The organism is Stenotrophomonas veracruzanensis (assembly GCF_032911525.1).
Lineage (GTDB): Bacteria > Pseudomonadota > Gammaproteobacteria > Xanthomonadales > Xanthomonadaceae > Stenotrophomonas > Stenotrophomonas africana.
Genome location: NZ_JAWJTI010000049.1, coordinates 1 through 24,330, shown reverse-complemented (window position 1 = coordinate 24,330; position 24,330 = coordinate 1). Strand labels below are relative to the sequence as shown.

Annotated in this window: 26 protein-coding genes and 2 tRNA genes; 8 read left to right on the top strand and 20 right to left on the bottom strand. The window is 67.6% G+C overall.

Annotation, left to right across the window (positions count from 1 at the left end):
• Positions 1–185 precede the first annotated feature (185 nt).
• Positions 186–587: a hypothetical protein gene (locus tag R1H25_RS19030; RefSeq protein WP_088479429.1), complete on the top strand. Its 402-nt coding sequence runs from the start codon at positions 186–188 to the stop codon at positions 585–587.
• Positions 580–1,008, top strand: coding sequence for a hypothetical protein (locus R1H25_RS19025; protein ID WP_049444656.1), 429 nt, complete (start codon positions 580–582; stop codon positions 1,006–1,008). Before R1H25_RS19030 ends, R1H25_RS19025 begins: the two co-directional genes overlap by 8 nt.
• A 22-nt stretch (positions 1,009–1,030) precedes the next feature.
• On the opposite strand, the gene R1H25_RS19020 is transcribed toward R1H25_RS19025, so the two are convergent.
• The 4 genes from R1H25_RS19020 to R1H25_RS19005 are packed head-to-tail and all read right to left on the bottom strand — an operon-like array spanning position 1,031 to position 5,286.
• Positions 1,031–1,951 (bottom strand): HlyD family secretion protein, encoded by a 921-nt coding sequence (locus tag R1H25_RS19020; RefSeq protein WP_154348778.1) that lies wholly within the window; start codon positions 1,949–1,951, stop codon positions 1,031–1,033.
• Complete coding sequence (locus R1H25_RS19015; RefSeq protein ID WP_099589746.1) at positions 1,948–2,676, bottom strand: ABC transporter ATP-binding protein; 729 nt, start codon at positions 2,674–2,676, stop codon at positions 1,948–1,950. Before R1H25_RS19015 ends, R1H25_RS19020 begins: the two co-directional genes overlap by 4 nt.
• 10 nt (positions 2,677–2,686) lie before the next feature.
• Positions 2,687–3,826, bottom strand: a complete 1,140-nt coding sequence (locus tag R1H25_RS19010; protein WP_317224354.1) for an ABC transporter permease — start codon at positions 3,824–3,826, stop codon at positions 2,687–2,689.
• Positions 3,823–5,286 (bottom strand): efflux transporter outer membrane subunit, encoded by a 1,464-nt coding sequence (locus tag R1H25_RS19005; RefSeq protein ID WP_317224353.1) that lies wholly within the window; start codon positions 5,284–5,286, stop codon positions 3,823–3,825. Before R1H25_RS19005 ends, R1H25_RS19010 begins: the two co-directional genes overlap by 4 nt.
• Positions 5,287–5,476: 190 nt before the next feature.
• On the opposite strand from R1H25_RS19005, the gene R1H25_RS19000 reads away from it, so the two are divergent.
• A complete protein-coding gene (locus R1H25_RS19000) occupies positions 5,477–5,824 on the top strand; it encodes a hypothetical protein (RefSeq protein WP_317224352.1) in 348 nt (115 codons plus the stop codon).
• Between the two features lie 67 nt (positions 5,825–5,891).
• Here R1H25_RS19000 and R1H25_RS18995 read toward each other — a convergent pair.
• The 15 genes from R1H25_RS18995 to R1H25_RS18925 form a co-directional block, all read right to left on the bottom strand.
• A tRNA-Gly gene (locus R1H25_RS18995) sits at positions 5,892–5,967 on the bottom strand.
• Positions 5,968–6,083: 116 nt separating this feature from the next.
• A complete protein-coding gene (locus R1H25_RS18990; RefSeq protein ID WP_317224351.1) occupies positions 6,084–7,190 on the bottom strand; it encodes an NAD(P)/FAD-dependent oxidoreductase in 1,107 nt (368 codons plus the stop codon).
• A 138-nt stretch (positions 7,191–7,328) separates the two neighbouring features.
• Positions 7,329–7,404: transfer RNA gene (locus R1H25_RS18985), tRNA-Gly, on the bottom strand.
• 210 nt (positions 7,405–7,614) lie between these two features.
• Entirely contained in the window at positions 7,615–8,241 is a 627-nt protein-coding gene (pgsA, locus tag R1H25_RS18980) for a CDP-diacylglycerol--glycerol-3-phosphate 3-phosphatidyltransferase (RefSeq protein WP_012510614.1), read from the bottom strand.
• 18 nt (positions 8,242–8,259) lie between these two features.
• Positions 8,260–10,104: an excinuclease ABC subunit UvrC gene (gene uvrC / locus R1H25_RS18975; RefSeq protein WP_317224350.1), complete on the bottom strand. Its 1,845-nt coding sequence runs from the start codon at positions 10,102–10,104 to the stop codon at positions 8,260–8,262.
• A complete protein-coding gene (locus R1H25_RS18970; RefSeq protein ID WP_088479424.1) occupies positions 10,101–11,513 on the bottom strand; it encodes a hypothetical protein in 1,413 nt (470 codons plus the stop codon). The genes uvrC and R1H25_RS18970 overlap by 4 nt, the downstream gene beginning before the upstream one ends.
• Positions 11,510–11,998, bottom strand: a complete 489-nt coding sequence (locus R1H25_RS18965; RefSeq protein WP_317224349.1) for a low molecular weight protein-tyrosine-phosphatase — start codon at positions 11,996–11,998, stop codon at positions 11,510–11,512. Before R1H25_RS18965 ends, R1H25_RS18970 begins: the two co-directional genes overlap by 4 nt.
• Complete coding sequence (gene kdsB, locus R1H25_RS18960; RefSeq protein WP_317224348.1) at positions 11,995–12,768, bottom strand: 3-deoxy-manno-octulosonate cytidylyltransferase; 774 nt, start codon at positions 12,766–12,768, stop codon at positions 11,995–11,997. The genes R1H25_RS18965 and kdsB overlap by 4 nt, the downstream gene beginning before the upstream one ends.
• 71 nt (positions 12,769–12,839) lie before the next feature.
• On the bottom strand, positions 12,840–13,859 hold the full coding sequence (gene lpxK, locus R1H25_RS18955) for a tetraacyldisaccharide 4'-kinase (RefSeq protein WP_049436561.1): 1,020 nt from the start codon (positions 13,857–13,859) through the stop codon (positions 12,840–12,842).
• On the bottom strand, positions 13,859–15,607 hold the full coding sequence (gene msbA, locus R1H25_RS18950) for a lipid A export permease/ATP-binding protein MsbA (RefSeq protein ID WP_088479421.1): 1,749 nt from the start codon (positions 15,605–15,607) through the stop codon (positions 13,859–13,861). Before msbA ends, lpxK begins: the two co-directional genes overlap by 1 nt.
• Positions 15,604–16,026, bottom strand: a complete 423-nt coding sequence (locus tag R1H25_RS18945; protein ID WP_004152323.1) for a biopolymer transporter ExbD — start codon at positions 16,024–16,026, stop codon at positions 15,604–15,606. The genes msbA and R1H25_RS18945 overlap by 4 nt, the downstream gene beginning before the upstream one ends.
• Positions 16,027–16,029: 3 nt before the next feature.
• On the bottom strand, positions 16,030–16,692 hold the full coding sequence (locus R1H25_RS18940; protein WP_317224347.1) for a MotA/TolQ/ExbB proton channel family protein: 663 nt from the start codon (positions 16,690–16,692) through the stop codon (positions 16,030–16,032).
• A 3-nt stretch (positions 16,693–16,695) separates the two neighbouring features.
• Positions 16,696–19,101 (bottom strand): DNA internalization-related competence protein ComEC/Rec2, encoded by a 2,406-nt coding sequence (locus R1H25_RS18935; protein WP_317224346.1) that lies wholly within the window; start codon positions 19,099–19,101, stop codon positions 16,696–16,698.
• A gap of 59 nt (positions 19,102–19,160) precedes the next feature.
• Entirely contained in the window at positions 19,161–20,504 is a 1,344-nt protein-coding gene (locus tag R1H25_RS18930) for a HAMP domain-containing sensor histidine kinase (RefSeq protein ID WP_317224345.1), read from the bottom strand.
• A gap of 1 nt (position 20,505) precedes the next feature.
• Positions 20,506–21,177: a response regulator transcription factor gene (locus R1H25_RS18925; RefSeq protein ID WP_057500262.1), complete on the bottom strand. Its 672-nt coding sequence runs from the start codon at positions 21,175–21,177 to the stop codon at positions 20,506–20,508.
• A 145-nt stretch (positions 21,178–21,322) separates the two neighbouring features.
• Between R1H25_RS18925 and R1H25_RS18920 the strand changes: the two genes are divergently transcribed.
• Together R1H25_RS18920 and R1H25_RS18915 are read left to right on the top strand one after the other, a co-directional pair.
• Positions 21,323–22,090: a MipA/OmpV family protein gene (locus tag R1H25_RS18920; RefSeq protein WP_317224344.1), complete on the top strand. Its 768-nt coding sequence runs from the start codon at positions 21,323–21,325 to the stop codon at positions 22,088–22,090.
• A 29-nt stretch (positions 22,091–22,119) separates the two neighbouring features.
• Complete coding sequence (locus R1H25_RS18915) at positions 22,120–22,404, top strand: hypothetical protein (protein ID WP_019337170.1); 285 nt, start codon at positions 22,120–22,122, stop codon at positions 22,402–22,404.
• Between the two features lie 10 nt (positions 22,405–22,414).
• Here R1H25_RS18915 and R1H25_RS18910 read toward each other — a convergent pair whose 3' ends face one another.
• A complete protein-coding gene (locus R1H25_RS18910; RefSeq protein WP_162838403.1) occupies positions 22,415–22,555 on the bottom strand; it encodes a hypothetical protein in 141 nt (46 codons plus the stop codon).
• Positions 22,556–22,717: 162 nt separating this feature from the next.
• Between R1H25_RS18910 and R1H25_RS18905 the strand changes: the two genes are divergently transcribed.
• The 3 genes from R1H25_RS18905 to R1H25_RS18895 all read left to right on the top strand — a co-directional run bounded on the left by R1H25_RS18905 (position 22,718) and on the right by R1H25_RS18895 (position 24,180).
• The gene (locus R1H25_RS18905) at positions 22,718–23,287 is read left to right on the top strand and encodes a TlpA disulfide reductase family protein (protein ID WP_317224343.1); all 570 of its coding nucleotides are present in this window, start codon (positions 22,718–22,720) and stop codon (positions 23,285–23,287) included.
• A 112-nt stretch (positions 23,288–23,399) separates the two neighbouring features.
• The gene (locus R1H25_RS18900) at positions 23,400–23,588 is read left to right on the top strand and encodes a hypothetical protein (RefSeq protein ID WP_088479416.1); all 189 of its coding nucleotides are present in this window, start codon (positions 23,400–23,402) and stop codon (positions 23,586–23,588) included.
• Positions 23,589–23,847: 259 nt separating this feature from the next.
• Positions 23,848–24,180 carry a hypothetical protein gene (locus R1H25_RS18895; RefSeq protein ID WP_088479415.1) on the top strand — a complete coding sequence of 111 codons (333 nt, stop codon included), beginning with the start codon at positions 23,848–23,850 and terminating at the stop codon, positions 24,178–24,180.
• Positions 24,181–24,330: the final 150 nt, after the last annotated feature.

The following is a 24,330-nucleotide window of genomic DNA, read 5'->3' as shown; positions in this document are numbered from 1 at the left end:
AACTCGCGACCTCAACCTTGGCAAGGTTGCGCTCTACCAACTGAGCTATTCCCGCAGATTCCGTTCGACCTGCGTCGAAGGAGCGCTATTGTGTCCAAATTCCTTCACGCCGTCAACAGTCTTCACATCATGCGGTCACGGGCGTCCGCACTGGGGTACGCTGCCCCGCCCAGCCCCGTGCGCCCATGTTCCTTCGCGGCAAGCCCCTGTTGATCGCCCTGGCGCTGCATCTGCTGGTAGCGCTGCTGTACTGGGCATTGATTCCGCTGGGAATGAACTGGTATCGCGACCATTTCGGCTTCACCTCCCATCGCGACATCGGCCTGGGCATCGCCCAGTTTTATCTGTTCTGGATGTTCCTCTGCGCGCAGCCGCTGATTGCGGTGCTGCGGCCGCTCTCCGCCAAGCTGTCCGTGCTGGCCATTCCCTTGGCATTCGCAACCTGGACGCTGATGCACAACCACCCGCTGCGCCTGCTTTACTTCACCGTCGGCCCCGGCCTGCTGGCACTGGCCGCGATTGCCATATCCGCGTGGCATGCATCACACAACCGCCTGCCTGCCACCACGGACACCGCCGATGCCTAGACGCTACGTCCGCCTGTTCTGGTTGCTGGTCGCGTTGACCTGGCTGGCGCTGATCGCTGCACTGGTCAATGCCGGCTTCACCCCGGACTATTGGCTGCTGCATCACCTGGAGGGCGCCGAACTGCCCTACCCGACCAGCACCGTCATCGTGTTCGCGCTGCTGGGCACCGTCGAACTGGTGGTAGCCGCCTTGATCGTACGTCCGTGGCGACTGAAACGACTGTGGCTGCGCCTGCTGATCGCCTTCGCCCTGCTGCTGGCGTGGTCGGTGCCGTGGATGCTGTCGGCCATGCACCAGCCACCGGTGCATGGCATGCATCTGCTGTGGTTGCTGCTGCTGGACGTGGGACTGCTGCTGGCGCTGTGCATGGTGTCGGCGGTGAGTGCGTGGCGGGCGTTCAGGCGCCGAGAGGTCCCGTAGCGGCCCCTCCACGACGCCAGACCTACTTCCGGAACTCCACCCGCACATGCTGGCCAAAGCGCGCCTTGGCCTCGCCATCGAACTCCAGCACGCACTCCACCACCTTGGCCACGCCGCGCCCTGCGTCTTCAGGCAGGCGTGCCTGCGCAAACACCGGGCTGATGCGCACCACGCGTGCAGTTGGCAGCGTGCCGGTGTTTTCGGCGCCATCGCTGTCCGGCACGACGGTAGCCTTCATGCCCACCTGCACGGCATCGGCATAGGCGGCGCTGAGTTCGGCACGCACCTGCAGCGGGCGCGCCGGCAGCAGCGAGATCGCTGGCTTGCCGGCCTGCACGAAGGCACCAAGGCCCGGCACCTGGCCGACCACGGTGCCGGCTTCCGGCGCGCTCAACGACATCTGCTGCAGTTTCAGCCTGGCGTGTTCCAGCTTGTGCTGGGCCATGTCCACCTGCGCACCGGCCACGTCGACATCGGCGCGTACGCCGGCCAGCTGCTGCTTGGCCGCATCGGCCTGCTGGTTGGACGTCACACCTTCGCTCGCCCCCGTGGACAGGCGGGTGGCATTGCGCTCCAGTTCGCGCAGCTGTGCCTGACTGCCCTTCAGGCGGTCATTGGCCAGGGCCAGATCGGCGCTGGCCATCGCCACCTCCTGCTGCAGCAGGGCGCCATCGAGCGACAGCAGCAGCTGTCCCTTGTTCACCGTGGCGCCTTCCTTCACCGGCGCGGCGGTGATCGAGCCATCCACCGGCGGTGCCAGCGCGATCAGACCACCCTCGACATCGATGATGCCGCGCGCGACTGCAACCTTGCCGGCGCCAGCTGCATCAGCCTTGCCCGAAGGCGCCGGTGCAGGCGCGGGCGCGTCCTTGGAACAGGCTCCGAGCAGCAGTGCCGCGGACAGGGCCAGGCTGAGGGGAAGCAGGTGCGACGTCTTGGTCATGGGGCGGACTCTACAGTTTCATTTTGGCGGCGGTCATCACGGACCATACCGTCTTCCATGGCGATCACCCGATCGGCATGCCGGATCAGGCGCGGATCGTGGCTCACGCACAGCACGGTGGCACCATGCGCACGTGCGTAGCGATGCAGGATGTCGATCACGCGCTGGCCGTTCTCGGCGTCCAGCGCGCTGGTGGGTTCGTCGGCGAAGATCAGCGTCGGCGACTTCGCAAAGGCACGGGCAACGGCCACACGCTGCTTCTCGCCGCCGGACAGCTGCGCCGGGCGCATGTGGCTGCGATGGCTGAGGCCCACTTCTTCCAGCGCCTTGCGGGCCAGCGGCTCGCTCTCGCGATTGCGCATGCCACGGTAGCCCAGCGGCAGCTGCACCTGCTCCAGCGCGGTCAGCGCCGGGAACAGGTTGAAGCCCTGGAACACGAAGCCGACATGGTGCAGGCGGAAGCGCTCGACCTCGCTGCGGGTCATGTGCCCCACATCCTGGCCGAGTGCGTGCACGCGGCCACCATCGGGCGCGGACAGGCCAGACAGCAGCGACAGCAGCGTGCTCTTGCCGCAACCCGACGGGCCCGACACCAAGGTCAGCTCGCCAGGATAGATGTCCAGCGACAGGCCACGCAGCACCGGCACCTGCACATCGCCGGACATGAAGCCCTTTTCCAATGCGTCGGCCTGCAGGGTCGGGGCAACGGCGCGTGTAGAAGTCATCGGCCGGCCCTCAACGCAACAGCAACGATGGATCGGAGCGGACGACACTGCGCACCGCCATGATGCTCGACAGCATGGCCATCACCGCAACCAGCGCAACGCAGCCAAGGATCACCATTGGCGTCAGCTGCACCGGCACGCGCTGGGTCTGCGCGATCAGCAGCACCACGGTGCTGAAGGCCGCCGCCAGCAACATGCCGACTCCGCCAATCAGCAACGCCTGCTCGAACACCACCCGCGCCAGCGCATAGCGCCCGGCACCGAGCGCATTGAGCGTGGCGTACTCGCGAACCGAGCCGGCCACCACAGAGGCGAACGACTGGTTGGTGATCACCGCGCCGACGAAGCAGACGATGACGGCCATGAACAACACCGCAATGCCGGCACCGGTATCGAACAGCCAGTACTGCTGCGAGCGGCTGGCGAACTGCGGCGCGGTCCAGAACTCGACCGGCGTGGCCTGGCCCATCGACGCGGACAAGCGGTCGCGCACCCGATCGGCCAGGTCCGGCGAGCGCAGGCCCGCTACGAAGTAAGTGCTGCCCTCGTGTGGGTCGGTGCCGGCGATGGCGCGCGCGGTATCCAGCGAGGCCAGCACGTTGACGCCGCCAAGGCCACGCAGTCCCGGTTGTGCAGCGACCACGCGCACGGCCTTGCCGTTGATCCAGGCACGGTTGTTCTGCAGGTCCACGCCCAGCGTATCCAGATCGGCGCTGTCGACGATCACCGCACCCGGTTCGCGCAGCTGCGCACGCAACTCGGCAGGCAGGATGCGCGCGAACATCATTGCATCGTCGCGGGTGGAGATGCCGGACAGATACACCGACACGTTGCCGGTACCCTGCGCGCTGGAGCGCCATTCGCCATCCACCCACTCGTAAGGTTCGACGCGGGTGACATCCGGATCCATGCGCAGGTGGCTTTCCACATCGGCGCTGATCGCGTGGCCGTAGTTGACGCTCTGGGTGCCGGGGAAACCGGCCCAGATGTCGGCCGAGGATGCCTTCACATAGATCGCGGCGGTGCCGAAGATGCCCAGCACCAGTGCGGCCTGCACGATCAACAGCACGCCGGCGAAACACATCGCCAGCACCACCGGCAGGAACCGGCGCCACTCATAGGCCAGGGTCTTGCGGGCCAGCGCGATCATTGCTGTTCGCCCTTAGCCTCGACCGGCAGCGGTGCGCCGCCAAGAGCGCGGTACAGCGAAGCAAACGCCAGCACGCGTGCGCCCTGCGCACCGATCAGATCCGCCTGCGAAGCGAGCGCGGCACGCTGCGTATCCAGCCCATCGAACTCGCTGGACAGGCCCAGCTGCACCTGCCGCGCCTGGCGCCTGACCTGCTGGTTGGCGGCATCATTGGCCGCACGCAGCGACTGGATGCTGCTGTCCTGGCGCGCCAGGCTGCCCAGCGCGCCTTCCACTTCGCTCACGCCTTCCAGTACGGCCTTGCGATACCCGAGCAGCGCGGCGTCCAGTTGCTTCTCATCGGCATGGAAACGCGCACGGCGTTGGCCCCAGTCCCACAGCGGAATATCGACGTATGGACCGATCGACGGGCTGGAGTCGGAATTGGAGCGCGCGTTCTGGGTAAGGTTGTAGGCATAAAGAATGGAGCCGCCGAGGCTGATCCGCGGGTACATCGCGGCGCGCGCCGAGCCCTTGCTGGCGGCGGCCTGCATCACCTCCGATTCGGCCAGCAGGATCTGCGGACGGTGGCGCAACAGGTCCGCCGGGACCTGCTGCAGCGAGAACGCGCCCAGCTTCGGCGGCGTGCGATAGGCGCGCCAGGCCGGATCCGGGCCATCTCGGCCCAGCAACACTGCCAGCGCGCGGGCCGCGTTGTCAGCGTTTTCCCGGGCCTGTGCCGTGGCAGCGCGGGTGGCGGCCTGGCGTGCACGCAGGCGATCCAGTTCGCCCGGCTCGTCCAGGCGCAGGCGCTGGCGGACCAGCGCCAGCTGTTCGCCGCGATCATCCACGGCCTGTTGTCGGGCCAGCAGATCCTGCTGGGCCTGCGCCACGGTCAGGTCCAGATAGCTGCGCACCACGTCGGCAATCACCGCCACCTGCGCGGCATTGCGCAGCGCCTCGGCATTGCCGGCCGAGGCCTGCGCGCTCAGCTGCGCACTCTCGGCGGCGCCGAACAGGCCCAGGTCCCAGATCGCTTCAATGCCGGCATGGAAGTAGGTATCGACAGCGGCGGCGTCCTGCACCTGCTTGGCGCTGGCGGAGATTTCCGGCAGGAAACGCGAGTCGGACGTGCCAGCGACGATGCGAACGGCCTGCAGGCGCAAGGTGGCCTGCTGCAGGTCGAGATTGCCGGCGACCGCCTGATCGACCAGGCCATCCAGCGCCGGGTCGGACAGCACTTTCCACCATTGCCTGGCGTCCACCGCTACGCCCTGCCCCTGCGGCACCTGGGTCCAGGTGCTGGGCGTGCGGTCAGGCAGGTCTGGCACCGGCACCGACATGCAACCGGCCAGGGCCAGGCTTGCCAACAACGCACCAGGGCGCAGGACTGCATGCAGGGAGAGTCCGCGCCCGGTCCTGGGCACTGCCACTGAAGTGATACGCCTGACCACCAGCCCGCCAACGTGTAGAAGGAGCATGAAGGCTACCGTGCGATTGTGGAGCGAACATGGAGAAATCGTCCGAAAAAGGTCACAGCAAGCGTGCGGTTCAGGCAACGCCGACCCAGCCTTTCACTACGCTTTCAATGCGTTCCTGGCACGGAACACTGGACGGCATTTACGGCACATTGCACATTGCGGCACTGCCTTGCTTCGATGCTGACCGACCATGAAACGTCCCCACCGCTGGCTCTTGATTGGCTCGGTCACGACAGCGACTGTCGGTGCGATCGTACTCGTCCTGACCACCTCACTGGTCTCGAACGCCATGCTGCTTCTGATGGAGCGCAGCAATTTCATCCCGGGTGAATCTTCGATCTTCACCTTCGAGCCGTATGCCATCAACCAAGGCTCGTCGAACTACTGGCTGTACGGGAAGGATCACACCTACTACTACCACTTCACCTACGAAGATGACGTTCCCTACGTCTACATCCCGCAGGACAACCGCTGCCCCGGTTTCGACCGGCGAGATGCCCGCACCTGGTGCAGCGCCCTGCCCGGCAAGCCACGCTAGCGCGGCAGTGGTGCAACCGGTGTGACAAACGAAAAACGCCCCCTTGCGGGAGCGTTCTTCTTGAAACTGGAGCGGGAAACGAGACTCGAACTCGCGACCTCAACCTTGGCAAGGTTGCGCTCTACCAACTGAGCTATTCCCGCAGATTCCGTTCGACCTGCGTCGAAGGAGCGCTATTGTGTCGATATTGCTGCACGGCGTCAACAGGAGTTTTCACATGAAGTGAAGGGCAGCGTTCAGGCGCCTCCGCCTGCTCTCTTCACGTGCGCAGTCCACGGCGGTGAAAGTAGACCTGCTCGGCGATGCGCCGCGTGGCCGCCGTGTGCAGCAGTGCGTTGAGCGGCCAGTCCGCCTGCAGATGATCCATCGCCCAGCGCTGCAGCCGCTTGCCATGGAATGCCGGCGCCGCCTGCCGCGCCACCCGTTCCGCTTCCGGCCCTTGCCCACGCAGATGGCGGGCAATCGCCTCGCCGACCACCCAGCCGTGCCGCCAGGAGGCGTGAATGCCCCCGGCGGACAGCGGCGAGACGATGCCCGCCGCGTCGCCGGTCAGGATCAGGCGGTGGCCGGTGATTGGGCCATCCGGTCGGCCGCATGGGACCAGGCCGGCGCGGGTACCCGTAGGGCGCGCCGAAGACGGAATGCCGACTACATCGCGCACGTGGTCGAGGAATCCCTCAATATCCGGCAGCCACACCTGTTGCGGGTCATGACGCAGCGCCAATCCCACCTGAAGGCCGGTTGGATTCTGCGCGACCCAGCCGATGTAGCCCGGCGCGTAGCGCTTGCTGACGAAGCAATGCAGCGCGTCACCCTGCGGCAATTGCAGGTCGGCGAACTCACGCTCGACGCCGTAGAGGTTGTCACGCACCTGGCCGAGCCCGGTGCGCTGGGCAACGCGTGAGCGTGCGCCATCAGCGCCAACCAGATAGGCGCAGCGCCCTGCACCATCCACCTGCCAGCCGTCACCACTGCGATGGGCGTCGGTGAAAGACTGCTGCAGGCGCAGGTCGACACCATTCGCGCGCAGCTCTCTGGCCAGCCAGCGCATCAGGTTCGGCGTATCGGTGGTGAGGAAGTAGTAACCCGGTGCGGCCAGCAATACGCTGCGCAGGTTGGGCGAATACAGGCGCACGTTCGCGACCCGCAGCACGAGATGCTCGGGCATACGCCCCAGCCAGGTCTGCTCCATCGCTTCCTTCACCACGATGCCGGTGGTGTGCAGGCGCCCGCCGGGGTCGGCCTTGCGTTCCAGCACGCAGACGCGCAGGCCGTATTGGGCAGCGGCCAATGCACAGGCGGCACCGGCGAAGCTGGCGCCGACGATGACGACGTCGTGGTCGTAGGCGGAGGGAGTGTGAGGCATGGCTGCATCGTCCTGGAGGAACGGAGATGCAGCTTCGAACGGTAGCGTGGCGGGGTGATGGGGGGGCGGTGAAGCGGGGATGAAGTGCGGAACACGCAAACGAAAAACGCCCCCTTACGGGAGCGTTTTTCTTGAATCTGGAGCGGGAAACGAGACTCGAACTCGCGACCTCAACCTTGGCAAGGTTGCGCTCTACCAACTGAGCTATTCCCGCTTGGGAGGCGAAATTTTACCTATTCCAAGGATGGCGTCAAGCGCTTTTTTCAGGGTCTACCGAGGCACCTGGCACCGCGTATCCACGCATGGCGTGGATCTACTACAGCGTCTCCGCAAACTGATGGATCCGCCCCCTCCTTGGATGCGGCATTTCCAGTAGATCCACGCCATGCGTGGATAGGTGCATCGATGGGGTCAGACCCCGGGCTCAGTTGCCCAGCTTCTTCTGCCGCGCACGCTCGCGTGCCGCGCGCTCGTCATCGCGCAGGCTCGGCCAGGCAGCGTGCAGGTACTGCAGGCCCGACCACAGGGTCAGCACTGCGGCAATGGCCAGGGTCCAGTCACCGATGTGGAACACCGGCCAGCCCATCCAGATGTCTTCCACCGGCACGTTCGGGGCCACCGAATACAGCAGGCACAGCAGTGCGACCATCTGCGCGGTGGTCTTCACCTTGCCGATCATCGCCACGCGCACCTTGGCGCGCTGGCCCAGCTCGGCCATCCACTCGCGCAGCGCCGATACCGCAATCTCACGGCCGACGATGACCGCTGCCCAGAAGGCCATCCACGGCGTCGGGTGGCCCTGCACGATCAGGAACAGTGCCACTGCCACCATCAGCTTGTCCGCGACCGGGTCGAGGAAGGCGCCGAAGGCCGACTCCAGCTGGTAACGGCGTGCGATCCAGCCGTCGAGCCAGTCGGTGATCGCGGCCAGACCGAAGATCGCCGCCGAAGCGAAGTTGGTCCAGGTGTAGGGCAGGTAGAACACCAGCACCAGCACCGGGATCATCACGATCCGCAACAACGTCAGCCAGGTGGGCAGGGTCAACTTCATGCTTGCGTGCTTCTCTCTCTACTCGGCCGCATCAGGCGTGGCCAACCCGTGCAGGTTAGCGTAGATGCGTGCCGCAAGGGCGTCATTGATGCCTTCCACCTTGGCGATTTCCGCTTCACCGGCCGCTTTCAGGCCCACCAGGCCACCGAAATGCTTGAGCAGGCTGGCGCGGCGGCGCGGCCCGATGCCGGGGATGTCCTCCAGCTTGCTGGTCATCCGCGCCTTCTGGCGGCGGCCGCGATGGCCGGTGATGGCGAAGCGGTGCGCCTCGTCGCGCACCTGCTGGATGAACTGCAGCGCCGGGTTGGCCGCGCCCGGGCGCAGCTCGCGGCCATCGGGCATCACCAGCGCTTCGTGGCCGGCGCGGCGCTCCACGCCTTTGGCCACGCCCACCAGCAACACGCCTTCCACGCCCAGATCGGCCAGTGCGGCCTGGGCCTGCGCCAGCTGCCCGGCGCCGCCGTCGATCAGCAGCACGTCCGGCAGCACGCCCTGCTCTTCCACCGCACGGCGGAAGCGGCGGTCGATGGCCTGGCGCATGGCGGCGTAGTCATCGCCGGGCTCGATGCCGCTGATGTTGAAGCGGCGGTACTGCGCACGCACCGGGCCGGCCGCATCGAACACCACGCACGAGGCCACGGTAGCCTCGCCCAGGGTGTGGCTGATATCGAAACACTCGACCCGCTTGACCGGCTCGGCCAGGCCCAGCATCTCGCGCAGCGCATCGCTGCGCGCGTGCTGCGCGTTGCGGCTGTTGAGTTCGGTGGCCAGGGTCAGCTGCGCGTTGCGGCTGGCCAGTTCCACGTAGCCGGCGCGCTCGCCGCGCACGTTCCACTTCAGCTGCACCTTGCGCTCGGCCGAGGCCGACAGCGCGGCAACCAGCAGGTCGGCGTCGGGAATCTCGCGGTCCAGCAGGATCTCGCGCGGCGGCTCGAATTCGATGTAGTACTGCGAGACGAACGCGGCCAGCACCTCTTCCGGGCTTTCTTCACCGTTGGTGCGCGGGAAGAACGGACGGGTACCAAGGTTGCGGCCATCACGGAACGCCAGCAGCAGCACGCAGGCCTGCGAGCCCTGCATGGCCACCGCCAGCACGTCCAGGTCGGCGGCGCGGCCATCCACGTACTGCCGGGTCTGCATGCTGCGCAGCGAGGAAATCAGGTCGCGCAGGCGCGCAGCCTGCTCGAATTCCAGTGCCTCGCTGGCGGCCTGCATCAGCTCGCCCAGCTCGCGGGTGAGCTCGTCGCTCTTGCCTTCGAGGAACAGCGCGGCGCGGCGTACCGACTCGGCATACTCCGCTGCCGGCACCAGCTCCACGCAGGGCGCGCTGCAGCGGCCGATCTGGTACTGCAGGCAGGGCCGCGAGCGGTTGCGGAACACGCTGTCCTCGCAGCTGCGCAGCTTGAACAGCTTGTGCATCAGGTTCAGCGTTTCGCGTACCGCGGTCACGCCGGGATACGGCCCGAAATAGCGGCCGGGAATGGCGCGCGGACCACGATGCAGCGCGATGCGCGGCCAGTCCTCGCGGGTCAGCAGCACATGCGGGTAGGTCTTGTCGTCGCGCAGCGAGACGTTGTAGCGCGGCGACAGCGACTTGATCAGCTGGTTTTCCAGCAGCAGCGCCTCGGCTTCCGAGCGCGTCACGGTCACGTCCATGCGCGTGATCTGCGAGATCATCGACATGATCCGCGCGTTCTTCGGGCTGCCGTTGAAATAGCTGCCGACGCGATTGCGCAGCGCGCGCGCCTTGCCCACGTACAGCAGAGTGTCGTCGGCCGCGTACATGCGGTATACGCCGGGGGCGGTGCTGAGCTGGGCCGCGAAGGCCTTGCCGTCGAAGACCGGAGCAGGAACGTCGGTCATTCGCTGATCGGCACTTCGCTGAGCACGCCGCTGTCGGGGTCGAATCGCAGCACGGCGTGGGCGTCGGTCTCGGCGATCCACACCGCCCCGGCGCCCACCGCCAATCCGGCCGGGCCATGCAGGCGACGCGGCAGGGGCTGGGTGCTCAGTTCGCCACCGCCCAGGCGCAGCGTGCGCAGGCGGCCGTTGCCGGTATCGGCAATCCACAGCAGCGGGGCGTCCGCGCTCAATGCAATCGCCTGGGGGAACTGCAGGCTGGCCTGCGCACGCGGGCCGTCTTCACTGCCGAAGCGCCAAGGCCCCTGCCCGACCAGCGTCTGCACCAGGTCGCCGCGCAGTTGCAGCGCGCGGATCGAGGAACCCAGCGCATCGGCCACGTACAGCACCTGCTGCACCACGGCCAGCGCGGTTGGCTGGGCAAAGGCAGCCAGATGGCCGCTGCCATCCCGCTCGTCGATGGAACCACTGCCCGCGCGCCATTGCAGGCTGCGCTGGCCCAGGTGGTAGCTCCAGATGCGGTTGTCGCCGGCCATGGCGATGTGCAGCTGGTTGTCGGCGATGGCCAGGCCAACCGGATGGTCCAGCGGGACCTGCCGCGCCTGCGCGACCGGACCTTCCACCGGCGCCCCGGGACGCCCGTTGCCACACAGCGTGTCGACGATGCCGGTCAGCAGGTTGATACGGCGCACCGCGTGGTTGCCGGTGTCGGCGACGTACAGCGAATCGCGCTCCAGCACCAGCGCCTGCGGGCGATGGAACGCCGCTTCGGCGAGGTTGCCGTCCATGAAATCGGCGGTGCCGAGGCCGAACTGGCGCAGGATGCGGCCACCATGGCTGCATTCGAGGATGCGGTGATGGCCGCTGTCGGCGATGTACAGGCGTTCGGTGCTGACCGCCAGTCCCTGCGGGAAGCGCAGGGACTGGCGCGGTTCCGGATGCAGTTCGCTGCCGCCGCGCGGCGGCGCGGACGGTGCGCCTTCGCACAGTGCGTTCAAGGCACGCTCCAGTTCGCCGGGCGCGCCCTGGCCGACCAGCCGCTGCTGTTCGCGGCCCTGCGCATCCAGCAGCACCAGGGTTGGCCAGGCGGTGATGCCGAAGCGGCGCCAGCCATCCCAGTCGGCATCGAGCAGGACCGGCATCGTCAGGCCCTGGCGACGCAACAGCTTCAGTGCGGCACCGGCGTCGCGTTCAAAGTCGAAGCGCGGCACCTGCAGCACCAGCGGCTGCAGCTTGCCGGGGTGACGTGACAGCCATTGGCCGAATTCGGCCAGGCGTTGCGCGCTCCAGGCGGAGGCGGCGTTGACGAACAACAGCGCCACCGGCCGACCGCGCAGTTCGGTCAGGGTGCAGGGGGTGGCATTGAGCCAGGTGGCGAACTCGGGCAGGTCCGGGACGGGCTGGACGTTCATGGCCCGATTATGCCGGAGTCGGCGTCATGCAACAGTCGTGCCACGGCACGTTTTGCAGCATTGTCGACCAGCGACCAGACCTGTTCGAAATGATCACTACCGCCGGTGTAGGGATCCGGGATCGCCATCCGGCCCTCTCCGCCCGACCATGGCAGGTACAGTGCCAGGCGTTCGCGCTGGGCAGAGGTGGCCAAGCGACCGGCATCACGCAGGTTGGCTTCGTCGGCGCACAGGATCCAGTCGAAGCGGTCGAAATCCGCGGCCTGCAGCTGGCGCGCACGCAGGCTGCCGATGTCCACACCGTGCCCGGCCGCGCAGGCGATCGCGCGCCGATCCGGTGGCTCGCCCACGTGCCAGTCGCCGGTGCCAGCCGAATCCACCTGCACCCGCCCGGCCAGCGGCGAGGCCTCCAGGCGGGCGCGCAGCGCACCTTCGGCCATCGGCGAACGGCAGATGTTGCCGAGGCAGACGACCAGCAGCTTCATCGCGCGGCCATTGCCTGCAGCAACGCTTCGGCGCGCTCCAGGTCCTCGGGGGTGTCGATGCCGGGTGGGAACGGCTCCGGCGAGATCGCCACGCTGATCGGGAAGCCCGCTTCCAGCACGCGCAGCTGTTCCAGCGATTCGACCTGCTCCAGCTGGCCCGGCGGCATCGCCGCGAACTGCTGCAGGAAGCCGGCGCGGTAGCCGTAGATGCCGATATGGCGCAGCCAGTTGTGACCGGCCGGCAACGTGTCGCGGCTGCGCGCAAAACCATCGCGGTGCCACGCAATCGGCGCGCGGCTGAAGTACATCGCCTCGTTGCGCACATTGCGCACCAGCTTCACCACGTTCGGGTCGAACAAGGTATGCGCGTCCTCGACGGTCGTGGCCAGGGTCGACATCGGCGCATTGCCTTCAACCAGCGCCTCGGCCACCGCACGAATGCCCGCCGCCGGCGCGAACGGTTCATCGCCCTGCAGATTGACCACCACGGTGTCGTCGGCCCAGCCAGCGATGCGCGCGCACTCGGCCAGGCGGTCGGTACCGGAAGCATGCGAGGTGGCGGTCATTGCCACCTTCACTTCGGCCAGCCCGGACAGTGCGTCGGCAATGCGCTGGTCGTCGGTAGCGACCCAGACCTCTCCGGCACCGGCCTGCAGCGCGCGGCGCGCCACGTGCAGCACCAGCGGCTCACCGCCCAGCAGGCGCAGCGGCTTGCCCGGCAACCGCGAGGCGGCATAGCGGGCCGGGATGGCGACGACGAATTCGGTCATGGGGCGGTACTCGGCAGGCTCGTTACAACGGGAATGCGGCCGGCGGCGCATGAATGCAAGAGCCGCGCCATTCAGTTCGGTCGCAGCTTGTCCAGGCGGTCGGTCAGCGCCACCCAGAATGCCGCAGGCAGCTCGGCACGCAGCGGGACCGCGTAATGCCAGTCATTGCCGAACGCGCGGCATTTCACCGCATCCTTTTCGGTCATCAGCACCGGCAGCTGGCTGCCGAAGGACAGGTCCTGCGGCTGATAGGCCTGATGGTCGGCGAAGGCGTGCGGTACGACGCCGATACCACGTGCGCGCAGCATGTCGAAAAAACGCTGCGGATGCGCGATGCCGGCCACGGCGTGCACGCGCTGGCCCTTGAAGTACGACAGCGGACGGGCACGGCCTCCGGCCAGCGGTTGTGCGCTGTCGATGTGCAGTGCCATCGGCCACTGGCCGAAGCCACAGGCCTGTGCCGCAGATTCCTCATCGGCCTGGCCGAGATTGACCACGCGGAAATCGCACTCGCTGGCGCGGCTGACCGGCTCGCGCAGCGGCCCGGCCGGAATCATCCGGCCATTACCGTAGCGGCGCTGCGCATCAACCACCTCGATTTCGATGTCGCGCGCCAGCCGGTAGTGCTGCAGACCGTCGTCGCAGACGATCACATCGCAACCGGCCTCGATCAGCGCCTTGCCGGCAGCAACGCGGTCACTGTCCACGCGCACCGGCACGCCGGTCTTCCAGGCGATCAGCACCGGTTCGTCACCACCCTTGGCGGTCGGCGTATCAGCCTTCACCCACAGCGGCTTGTCCGCATCCTCGCGGCCGTAGCCACGACTGGCCACGCCCGGCTTCCAGCCGGCGGCACGCAGGCGCTCGACCAGGGCGATGGTCAGCGGCGTCTTGCCGGTGCCCCCGGCGGTGATGTTGCCAACCACGATGACCGGTACCGGCAGCGTGTAGCGCTTGCGCCAGCCACGCCGATAGGCCCGGCGGCGCAGCGCGGTGACGCCGGCATACAGCGGCGCCAGCAGGCGCATCGCCCACGGAACCGGGCTGCCGTCGTACCAGTACGGCGGGGTCTGGGTACCCTTGCCGGCCATCAGTCCTGCCTTTCGCGGAACTGCATGCTGTGCAGATGCTGGTACAGGCCGCCCATGGCAAGCAGCTCCTTGTGGGTGCCACGTTCGACGATGCGCCCGTGGTCCATCACCAGCACCAGGTCGGCATGCTCGATGGTCGACAGGCGGTGCGCGATGACCAGCGTGGTGCGCTCCGGCATCAGGCGCTGCAGCGCGTCCTGCACCAGGCGCTCGGATTCGTTGTCCAGCGCGGCGGTGGCTTCATCCAGGATCAGGATCGGGGCGTCGCGCAGGATCGCACGGGCGATGGCCAGGCGCTGGCGCTGGCCGCCGGACAGCAGCGCGCCGTTCTCGCCTACCGGGGTCTGCAGCTGCTGCGGCATGCGTGCAATGAATTCCCACGCATTGGCTGCTTCGGCCGCCGCGCGGATCTGCTCGTCGCTGGCCTCCATGCCGTAAGCGATGTTGGCAGCGATGGTGTCATCGAACAGCATGACCTTCTGCCCCACCATCGCCACCTGGCGACGCAGGTCGGCCAGCGGATAATCATCCAGCGCCACGCCATCAAGGGTGATGCGCCCGCCGCTGGGTTCATAGAAACGCGGCACCAGCCGGATCAGGCTGGTCTTGCCGCTGCCTGAGCGGCCGACGATGGCGGTGACCGTTCCGGGCTTGGCAACAAAGCTGATGTCGTCAAGCGCAATGCCACTGTCCTCGCGGTAACGCAGCATGACGTGGTCGAAGGCCAGTTCGCCACGCACGCGCTGCACCGTCTTGCGGCCCTCGTCGCGCTCCACCGGCATGTCGAGAATGCTGAACAGACGCTCGGCAGCCGCCACGCCCCGCGAGATCGAGGTCTGCACGCTGGTCAGACGACGCAGTGAAGGAATGATCGCCATCATCGAGGTCATCAGGCCCATGAACTGGCCCGCATTGAGACGACCGGCCAGCGCTTCGCGCGTAGACACCCAGACGATCACCGCCAGCGCCAGTGCGGCCAGGAACTGGACCACGCTGGACGCTGCGGCACGGGTGACTTCCACCTTCATGTTCAGCGACAGCATGCGGTTGGCCAGGCGCGAATAGCGTGTGATCTCGTGCTGCTGGGTGCCATGCACCTTCACTTCCTGCTGCGCGGCCAGCGACTGCTCGGCGGTCTGCGCCATCGAGCCCATGCCGTCCTGGATGCCACGGCTGATGCGGCGGTAGCGCTTGCCCACGAAGGACACGATCACGCCGATCAGCGGCACCACCACCAGCATCGCCACGGTGACCTTGACGCTCATCTGCAGCATCACCGCCAGCATGGCGATGATGGTCAGGGTATCGGCCACCACGGTCTTGAGCGCGTCGGCGCTGGCCTGGGTGACCTGTTCGGTGTCGAAGTTCAGGCGGCTGACCATCACCGGCGTCGCTTCGGTATCGAAATGCGAGGACGGCAGGTGCAGGTACTTGGCCAGCACCTGTTCGCGCAGGTCGCGCACCACGCTGCGGCCGGTCTTGGCCAGCGCATAGTCGCTCACCCAGGTGGCAATGCTGCGCATCAGGAACAGGCCGAGGATGGTCAGCGGCAGGATCACCGCCATGCGCGGTTCCGGATTGACGAAACCACGGTTGACCAGCGGCTCCATCAACTTGGTGAAGTGATAGCCCGCCAGGGCTTCGACCACCATGGCGATGACCGCGGCCACCATGAACACCCAGTAGGCGCGGGTGTACCCCAGCAGACGTTTGTAGATCGGCCACACCGGCGCGTGATTGGAACTCATGGACGCACCTCGGGTGCTGTTGCAATGGCAATACGGCGGAAACCGAGCTGACCCAGCGCGTCCTGCGCGGTCACCACGGCCTGGTAGGGAGTGCGTGCGTCGGCACGCAGCAGCACGGTCTGCTCGCGATCGCTGCCGGCCACGGCGGCGATGGTCTGCTTGACCGACTCGACGTCGCTGCGCAGCACTTCCTGGTCATTGATGAAGTAGCGGCCTTCGGCGTTGATCAGCACGCTGAGCGAGCGCGGCGGTTCGTTGGTCTGCTGCTGGCTGGCCGTTGGCAGCTGCACCTGCAGCGTCGAACGCGCATCGAAGGTGGTGGTGACCACGAAGAAGATGATCAGCACCAGGATGACGTCGATCAGCGGCACCAGATCGATATGCGGCTCATCCTGGGATCGGTCGTTGCCGATACGCATCGATCAGGCCTTCGCGGTGGCGGGGCCGGCCGGACGTGCGGCCGGCGCCGGGTTCATCACCCCGGGGCGGCCGTCGAGCGTATCCAGCAGGGCGCTCGCTTCCTGTTCCATTTCCACCACGTAGCCGTGGATACGGCCCTTGAAGTAGCGATGGAACATCAGCGCCGGGATGGCCACGATCATGCCGGTGGCGGTGCACACCAGCGCCTTGCCGATACCGCCGGCCAGCTGGTTCACGTCGCCCACGCCGTGGTCGAGGATGCCCAGGAACATCTGGATCATGCCGATGACCGTGCCAAGCAGGCCCAGCAGCGGGCCGGCCGAGGCGATGGTGCCCAGCGCGTTCAGGAAACGCTCCATGCGGTGCACCAGGTGACGGCCGGTGTCTTCGATGCGTTCGCGGATCTGGTCGCGCGGGCGGTTGCGCGCTTCCAGTGCGGCGGCCAGCAGCGCGCCCAGCGGCGAGTTGCTACGCAGGGTCTGCAGGTGGGCCGGGTCGAGCTTGCCGCGCGCGGCCCAGTTGCGCACTTCCTGGCCGAGGCCGGGCGGCAGCACTTCAGTTCGCCGCAGGGACCAGAAACGCTCCAGGATGATCGCCAAAGCCAGTACGCCCAACAGCAGCAGCGGCACCATCGGCCAGCCACCGGCCTTGACCAGTTCCCACACGTTTCAACCCTCCGGCCCAATGGCCGCTTGTTCGATCGGCGATAGGATAGCAGCCGACCGCGCCCGCCCAGCGGCATCCCACCACCGGGATGCGTGGATACGCTGTTCACGCAACTGCAGCCCTTGTGTACCAAGCCATACGCGGATCGCCCCGGAGTCGGCGGTGGCCAGCACTTCCGCCCCCTGCGCCTGCCAGCGCTGGACCACGTCCCGGCGTGGATGACCGAAGCGGTTGCGGTGCCCGGCCGAGACCACTGCCAACCGTGGCGCCACGGCGGCCACCCACGGCGCGCTGGAGCTGCCACCGCTGCCGTGATGCGGCACCAGCACCACATCCGCCTTCAATGCCGCCGGAGACGCCTGCAACAGCGCCTGCTCGGCCGGGCGGCCGATGTCGCCCGGCAGCAGGACCACGCCATGACGGCTGGCGACGCGCAGCACGCAACTGTCTTCATTCTCGGCCTGCCGGCTACCCGGTGCCGGGTGCAGCACCTGGAAGTCGACACCATCCCACTGCCAGCGCATGCCCTGCTGGCACGGCCGGGCCCCGGCGATGGCGCTGCCGGGCGGCGCCATCAGCTGCAGCCCAGGCAATTGCCGACGCAGGCTCGGCAGGCTGCCGGTGTGGTCCAGATGGTCATGGCTGAGCATCGCCTGCTGCGGCGGCCCCTGCCCCAGCGCACGCAACACCGGCACCAGGATCCGCTCATTGCCATCGCCTCCGGTCGGCGGCCCCACGTCGTACCAGAGTGCGTGCCGCGCCGTGCGCAGCAACACCGCGGTGCCCTGGCCGACATCGTGCACCAGCAGTTCCAGTTCCCCTTCGGCCGGTGCATGCCGGGCGGGCCACAGCAGTGGCAGGCACAGCAGCAGGCCCGCCAGGCCACCGCCGCCGCCGCCGCTGCGCGGCAGCAGCCACCAGAACACCCCCAGCAGCGCCGCCGGCACTGCCCAGCGCGGCGCCTCGGCCAGCCACCACATCGCCTGCGGGTGCAGTGCCAACGGCTGCAGGACCTGCCAACTGAGCTCGAACAGCCAAGCGGCGGCGCGCCATGCCCAACGCCCGGCGCCGTCATGCAGCGCGTGCAGGCCGGTACCCAGCAGCGACAACGGCACCACCAGCAACGTCCACCACGGGATGATCGGCAGATTGACCAGCGGGCCCAAGCGCGCGGTGCCACCGAACAAGGCCACGCATAGCGGCAGCAGGCCGAGGCTGGCCACGCCCTGCGCGGCCAGGAAGCCGCGCAGGCCGCCGCCGACGCCCTCCGGCCCGGTCCGCGGCAGGCACCACAGCAGCCACAGCACGCCGCCAAAGCTGAGCCAGAACCCGGCCGACAGCACCGACAGCGGCGCCGGCAGCAGCATCACCATCGCGGCCAGGGCCAGTCCCTGCCCCGCACCCACCGGGCGACGTCCGGCACGGGCCAGTGCCACCAGCGCGATCATCAGCGCCGCGCGCACCGTTGGCAGCGCGCCGCCGGCTGCCACGGCGTAAGCGGCTGCGGCCAGCGCCGCGCCCCACGCCGCCGCCTGCGGCCGTGGCCAGTACCGTCCCAGCAGCGGACATAGCCACCACGACAAGCGGCACAGCAGTACGCCGAAACCAGCCACCACGCCCACGTGAAACCCGGAAATGGCGACCAGATGGGTCAGGCCCAGCGCGCGCAGGTGCTCCCAGTCGGCATCGGACAGTCCGCGGGTGTCGCCCAGGGCCAAGGCCTGCACGAACCGTGCGGCAGGATGTGCCACCTGCGTGGCGATGGCGTCACTACTGCGCTCGCGCCAGGCCGGCAGGCCCTGCGCGGGCGTGCGCTCATGCGCAGCGCCCGGATCGCGCACCGTGCCATTGCCGGAAATGCCACGCAGCAATGCATGGCGTTCGCCATCGAAGCCGCCGGGATTGATCCGCGAGCGTGGTGCGCGCACGCGCAACGACAGTTCCCAGTGCGCCCCCGCACGAACCGCATGGCGTCCAGCGTCGGGGCCATGCTGCGGAGGGCCGCGCCACGGGTCGTTCCAGGTGACCTGCAGGCGCCTGCCACGCAGTGCTGGCAGCGTATCGGCCTCATCCACGTGCAGCACGAAACGCGTGTAGCCGGGCCCGCGCTGCGGAAGATCAACCACCCGCCCGCGCACCTGCACATCCTGCGGCGGCGTGCCCGGTGGTAGCTGGCCGTGCAGGGCCCACTGCCCGTGCAATGTGGCCCATGCCAGGCCGAGCACGATTGCAGCCCAGGCGCGGCCGCGCCAGCGCAACAGCCAGCCCGCGCCGCCGGCAACCGCCATCGGCACGCTCAGCCACAGCGGCAGCAGCACCGGCATCTGCACGCAGGCCAACGCACCCAGCACCAGGCCGGCGGCGCAGCCGGGGCCGAACAGGGCCGGCACGGAACGTTCGGAAACCATTCCACCAGCCTGCCGCCAGGCGTAACAGGCTGCCTATCGGGGTTTTCCCCGCGTGGCTGTCAGCGCCGGACGGTGCCGCGGTGGAAGTTGACCCTGAAGCTGGCACCGCCGCCGGCGGCCTCGCCCACACTGACCGAGCCGCCGTGGTGCTGCACGATTTCCTTCACCAGGTGCAGGCCCAGGCCACTGCCGCTGCCCGCCGCGCGCAGGCGATGGAAGGGTTCGAAGATCGCCTCGCGGTCGCTCACCGGAATACCGGCGCCCTGGTCGCTGACTTCCAGCAGGCCGCGCGTGTCCAGGCGCACGCAGATGGTGCCGCGTCCGCCGCCGTGGACGATGGCGTTGTGCACCAGGTTGGCGATCACCCGGCCCAGCGCCAGGCTGTCGCCGTGGATCAACACCGGAGCCTCCGGTGCATCCACTTCGAAGCCATAGCCGGCACCGACCACCAGTGGCGCCAGATCAGCAGCTGCCTCACGCACCAGCAGCGCCAGGTCCAGCCGCTGCAGCGCGCCGACGTTGCGATCGAGCCGCTGCAGATCCAGCAGGTGCTCGGCGACGTTGCCCAGCCGCGCAACGTCGGTCAGCAACTGCGACTTGAGCTCGCCCTGCGGCAGCTGCGACAGGCGCGCCTGCACCACCGCGATCGGCACCCGCAGTTCGTGCGCGGCGTCGGCAAGGAACTTGTCACGCGCCGCATAGCCCTGCTGCACCTTGTCGATGGCATCGTTGAATGCTTCCACCAGCGGCGCAACCTCGGTCGACACCAGCTGTGCATCCAGCCGCGCGCCGGCCTGGCCGATGTCCAGCTCCTTGGCCTGCTGTGCGGACCGGCGCACGCCACGCATCGCACGGTGGATCACGGTCGGCATCACCAGCAGCGTGACCACGATCAACGGCAGGAAGAACCACAGGCCGATCAGGCGCAGCACCATCAGCGCGCCATCCAGCAGCCCGCCCTTCGGTGCCCCGCCCACCATCACCGTGATGCGCCGCCCATCCTCGTTGCGGATCATCACCCGCGCCACGTCCAGATAGGGCGGCACCAGTGAACCCAGCTCGGTTGCACCCACTGTCGGCAAGCGTGCCAGCAACGGTGCGTGGATCACCGGAATCGTGCCGCGTTCCAGCCAAATGCCCTTGTCATCGACCGCCGCGAACCAGAGATTGCCGCCGGCCCCGGCGTTGAGCTTTTCCCAGCGCGCCTGGTCCAGCACCAACCTGCCACCTTCGCTGTGCACGGCTTTGGCCACTGCCTCGGCGGTGAACATGTCCATGCCCCAGGAGTCCTTGTCGCCCCAGGTCAGGATCAGCGCGACCACCGCGAACAGCACGGTGAAGGCCTGCGCCAGGAACAACCGCCAGGCCAGGCCAAGCGTGATGGAGCGGATCGGACGGGCCATCTCAGGCCTCCGCCAGCAGGTAGCCGACGCCTCGGATCACATGGATCTCCACGCCGGCCCCGGCCTGCTGCAGCGCCTTGCGCAGCTTGGAAATGTGCGCATCAAGCGCATTGGACTGGATCTCATCATCAAAACCGTACACCGCCGCCTCCAGTGCGCTGCGGGTGACCGTGCGCCCCTGGCGCATCGCCAGCGCCTGCAGGACCAGTACCTGCCGGCGTGGCAGCGCCAGTGCCTGTCCCTCCACCTGTGCCTGCAGCGATTCGAAGTCGAATTCCAGCCGGCCCAGCCGCAGGCTCGGCGTCACCATTGCCGAGGGCCGCCGCGAGACTGCACGGATGCGCGCCATCAGTTCTTCGATCGCCACCGGCTTCACCAGATAGTCATCGGCACCGACGTCCAGCCCCTCGACCTTGTCCGACAGCGTGCCCTTGGCGGTCAGCATGATCACCGCCAGGTTCGGGCGCAGTGCGCGCGCTGTCGCGACGAACGCCACGCCATCGCCATCGGGCAGCTGGCGGTCGAGCAGCATCAGCTGGTGCACCGGCTCGCGCAGCGCGAGCGCGGCTTCGGCCAGGCTGCCGACCACGTCGGCGACCACGCCCTGCCGCTCCAGGCCCGATTGCAGGGCACGGGACAGATCAGGATCGTCTTCGACCAGGAGGATGCGCATCAGGGGCTCGGCAACCGGAAACGGTGCCGATCATAGTGCCTGGCGCCGGGTTTGGGCGCGTTCGCGTGCCGATTGCCAAGGCGCAATGTTCTGACAATGTTGTGCCCCCACCATGCGCAGCCATCCCCCGCAAAGTGGCTGATCGATGCCGTCGCTGTCCCCGACCCTGCTGCGCCCGTTGCTGTTCTCCGCTGCCATCGGCCTTCCGTTGATCGCCCACGCCGCCGACCGCAACACGGGGGTGCAGGCCGGTATCAGTGCCGGCGCGACCTCAGGGGCGTACGCCCACTACGACGTCAAGCCGCTGGTCGTACCGTCCATTGCCTGGCAGGGCGAGCGCTTCTTCGCCAGCCCGGGCTCGCTGGGCGTGTACCTGTACAAGCGCGAGAGCCTGCGCCTGTCGGCGGCAGTCACGCCCTACACGCTGCGCTTCAAGACCGACGACGTGAACGATCCTCAGCTGCGTCGCCTGCACAGCCGGCAGATGTCCGCCATGGCCGGCATCAATGGTGAATACAGCGCCGACTGGGGCATCGTCGAGGCCAGCGTGATGCGCGAGGTCACCGGGCACGGAGGTGGCATGGAGACGCGCCTGCACTACAGCTATCCGATCCAGGCCGGTCGCTTCACCTGGGTGCCCAAGATCGGCGTGGTGCACTCCAGTGCGCGCCTGCTCGACTACTACTACGGCATCACCGACGAAGAAGCGCTGCGCTCGGGACTTGCCGCCCACACCCCGGGCAGCGCGACATCACCGAGCCTGCAGATCGCCGTCAGCACGCCCCTGGGCACGAAGTGGCGCGCGACCGGCGTCGTCGCCAACCAGTGGTTCGGCGATGCCGTAAAGGACAGCCCGATGGCCCGTCGCGGTACGCAGACGTCGGCCTTCGTTTCCCTGATGCGCTCGTTCTGATCGAGCGCCCGCAACGGACAAGGACCCCCATGGCCTCCGTCTCCCCTGCTGCTGAAGCGCACGCGATCCTGCGTGCCCCGGACCTGGACAGCGCCGAGCGCGCCTACCTGGGGCTGCTGCCCGACCTGGAACACGTGAACGCACTGACGCGCCGCGCACTGGGCCTTTCGCGCGCTGCCGATGCAGCGCGCGGCTATGCGTTGTCGATGACGCTGGTGGGATTGCGCCTGCAGGAACTTGAGATGGGCGAAGCAACCGCAAAGGAACATCGCCAGGCCACCCTGCGCAGCCTGCGCCAGGCCTTCAGCGCCTGAGCGACCGCGCTCAGCGGAACGTGGTCCACGCCAGCACTGCCGCAAGCAGAGCCACCCAGATCACCGCCTTGAAGGTACCCTCCAGCATGTTGCCGCCGAACAGCAGTTCGAAGAACGGATTGGGTCTGGAAACCGGTACGTGATCGCTCATCGTTGTTTGATCCTGGTGGTGGTTGCGGGGTGCGCGTGCCTGACCGCGCAGGCACCACTCTAGTCCAGGTGGCGCCTCTACGGATGTGCGGGGAACATCGCCTTAACATCCTACGCGCCCGTTCGGGTATGTTCGGTCCAACGCTGTGTTCAAGGATGATCGATGCTCAAGCGCGTCCTGTTCCCCGTTGTCGCCCTGCTGCTGTCCGCGCTGATCGTTGCGCTGGGATGGCAGAACCACCAGCTCCGGCAGATCAACGCGCAGATGGCTGCCCAACTGCAGAACATGCGGCTGGAAGCACATGGTCCCGGCCTGGGCAGCCGCCCGGATGCACTGGCTCTGCGCACGACCCAGCACACCCACGTCGATATCGGCGGCGCGCGCGACGCTCCTCAGATCCTGTACTTCTTTTCCACCACCTGCCGCTACTGCCTGGCCTCGATGCCGCAGTTGCAACAGATCGCAGCAGCGCGCGGCCGCAGTGAGCTGATCGGTGTGGGACTGCCTCCCTACGACCAACTGGCCGACTACGCCGGACGGCATGCATTGCAGTTCCCGATCGCCATCGACAGCGAAGGCGATGCGTCCAATCGCTACCGCGCCACGGTCACGCCGATGCTGATGGTGCTGGCCACCGATGGCAGCGTGATCTACAAGCATGTGGGCCAGCTTGATGATCAGGTGGTGCGCGCCGCCATGAACTCGCTGACGCCAGCCCCTGCACTGCCCTGAGATACGCGCGCCGCATCGGCGCGCGCGTCATCGTTGACCACATACGCGCCACAACCGGCACTCCGGTGCCTTCGGCAACTGCAACACCACTACGCCAACCAAGGAGATACACATGATCGGAAAGAGAGTGCTTTCGTCCGTCGCCGGTATCGTCGTTGTCGCGGCCATGGCCTTCGGTGCCAGCCAGGCCTTCGCCGTCGCCCCCAAGACCGGCTATGCGCCCGGTTGCGAGCCACATCCGAGTTGCCCGTTCGGCAACTCGGGCAAGCCTGGCCAGGTGCTGTGCTGTGATCCGCTGTAATCGAAGCCGCGCCGCAGATAGGCCCCGCTGATCTGCTGCAGGTGCCGCAGCGCTGAGCCAGGCCTGCGGCGATGATCGGTGCCCACCCGCACATTGGGCACCGCGCCGGGTCGCCTCCAAGGGCGGCCCGGCACTTCCGGCCCCGGATTCATCCTTCCCCGGGCGCCTTGGCGCGCGCTTTACCGGCTTTCGTCGCATACCGGTTTCACACCGCAGGGGGCAATGCCACGCTGGACTCCCTTCTCCGGAGCACCGTGCCATGCCGATGCTTGCCCTGCTGCTGTTGTGCGCCGGCCTGTTCGGCCGCGATACCGACGCCGGGGATGCCTCCCTGCGCAGCCAGATCCTGCAGGCCGACGCCGGGCAGGCAGAAACATCATCGATACCGGATCGGAAAGCGGATCCGGCAACCCTGCAGCTGTACCGCCTACGCCAGGATCGCGTACTGCGCGTGGGCAATCAGCCACTGCAGGCCGACGCCCCGCAGCGGAACCCCGGTTCGGCCCGCTTCGCGCAGGTCTGGGAACGCGTGGACGGGCACTGGAGGCTGCAGCGCATGATCAGCATCGACGAATGGGTGGCCCAACGCTGACCGCGGGTTGCAGGCCACCGGCGCAAACGAAAAAAGCCGGCCCAGGGCCGGCTTCCATCGTGATCCACCGCTGCACCGGCAATGCCGGGAGCCAGGTGGTGGGCGGTACAGGGTTCGAACCTGTGACCCCTACCATGTCAAGGTAGTGCT

Coding starts and splice junctions, on each gene's coding strand:
- R1H25_RS19030 (WP_088479429.1), top strand. CDS start 186: ATGTTCCTTCGCGGCAAGCCCCTGTTGATCGCCCTGGCGCTGCATCTG.
- R1H25_RS19025 (WP_049444656.1), top strand. CDS start 580: ATGCCTAGACGCTACGTCCGCCTGTTCTGGTTGCTGGTCGCGTTGACC.
- R1H25_RS19020 (WP_154348778.1), bottom strand. CDS start 1,951: ATGACCAAGACGTCGCACCTGCTTCCCCTCAGCCTGGCCCTGTCCGCG.
- R1H25_RS19015 (WP_099589746.1), bottom strand. CDS start 2,676: ATGACTTCTACACGCGCCGTTGCCCCGACCCTGCAGGCCGACGCATTG.
- R1H25_RS19010 (WP_317224354.1), bottom strand. CDS start 3,826: ATGATCGCGCTGGCCCGCAAGACCCTGGCCTATGAGTGGCGCCGGTTC.
- R1H25_RS19005 (WP_317224353.1), bottom strand. CDS start 5,286: ATGCTCCTTCTACACGTTGGCGGGCTGGTGGTCAGGCGTATCACTTCA.
- R1H25_RS19000 (WP_317224352.1), top strand. CDS start 5,477: ATGAAACGTCCCCACCGCTGGCTCTTGATTGGCTCGGTCACGACAGCG.
- R1H25_RS18990 (WP_317224351.1), bottom strand. CDS start 7,190: ATGCCTCACACTCCCTCCGCCTACGACCACGACGTCGTCATCGTCGGC.
- pgsA (WP_012510614.1), bottom strand. CDS start 8,241: ATGAAGTTGACCCTGCCCACCTGGCTGACGTTGTTGCGGATCGTGATG.
- uvrC (WP_317224350.1), bottom strand. CDS start 10,104: ATGACCGACGTTCCTGCTCCGGTCTTCGACGGCAAGGCCTTCGCGGCC.
- R1H25_RS18970 (WP_088479424.1), bottom strand. CDS start 11,513: ATGAACGTCCAGCCCGTCCCGGACCTGCCCGAGTTCGCCACCTGGCTC.
- R1H25_RS18965 (WP_317224349.1), bottom strand. CDS start 11,998: ATGAAGCTGCTGGTCGTCTGCCTCGGCAACATCTGCCGTTCGCCGATG.
- kdsB (WP_317224348.1), bottom strand. CDS start 12,768: ATGACCGAATTCGTCGTCGCCATCCCGGCCCGCTATGCCGCCTCGCGG.
- lpxK (WP_049436561.1), bottom strand. CDS start 13,859: ATGGCCGGCAAGGGTACCCAGACCCCGCCGTACTGGTACGACGGCAGC.
- msbA (WP_088479421.1), bottom strand. CDS start 15,607: ATGAGTTCCAATCACGCGCCGGTGTGGCCGATCTACAAACGTCTGCTG.
- R1H25_RS18945 (WP_004152323.1), bottom strand. CDS start 16,026: ATGCGTATCGGCAACGACCGATCCCAGGATGAGCCGCATATCGATCTG.
- R1H25_RS18935 (WP_317224346.1), bottom strand. CDS start 19,101: ATGGTTTCCGAACGTTCCGTGCCGGCCCTGTTCGGCCCCGGCTGCGCC.
- R1H25_RS18930 (WP_317224345.1), bottom strand. CDS start 20,504: ATGGCCCGTCCGATCCGCTCCATCACGCTTGGCCTGGCCTGGCGGTTG.
- R1H25_RS18925 (WP_057500262.1), bottom strand. CDS start 21,177: ATGCGCATCCTCCTGGTCGAAGACGATCCTGATCTGTCCCGTGCCCTG.
- R1H25_RS18920 (WP_317224344.1), top strand. CDS start 21,323: ATGCCGTCGCTGTCCCCGACCCTGCTGCGCCCGTTGCTGTTCTCCGCT.
- R1H25_RS18915 (WP_019337170.1), top strand. CDS start 22,120: ATGGCCTCCGTCTCCCCTGCTGCTGAAGCGCACGCGATCCTGCGTGCC.
- R1H25_RS18910 (WP_162838403.1), bottom strand. CDS start 22,555: ATGAGCGATCACGTACCGGTTTCCAGACCCAATCCGTTCTTCGAACTG.
- R1H25_RS18905 (WP_317224343.1), top strand. CDS start 22,718: ATGCTCAAGCGCGTCCTGTTCCCCGTTGTCGCCCTGCTGCTGTCCGCG.
- R1H25_RS18900 (WP_088479416.1), top strand. CDS start 23,400: ATGATCGGAAAGAGAGTGCTTTCGTCCGTCGCCGGTATCGTCGTTGTC.
- R1H25_RS18895 (WP_088479415.1), top strand. CDS start 23,848: ATGCCGATGCTTGCCCTGCTGCTGTTGTGCGCCGGCCTGTTCGGCCGC.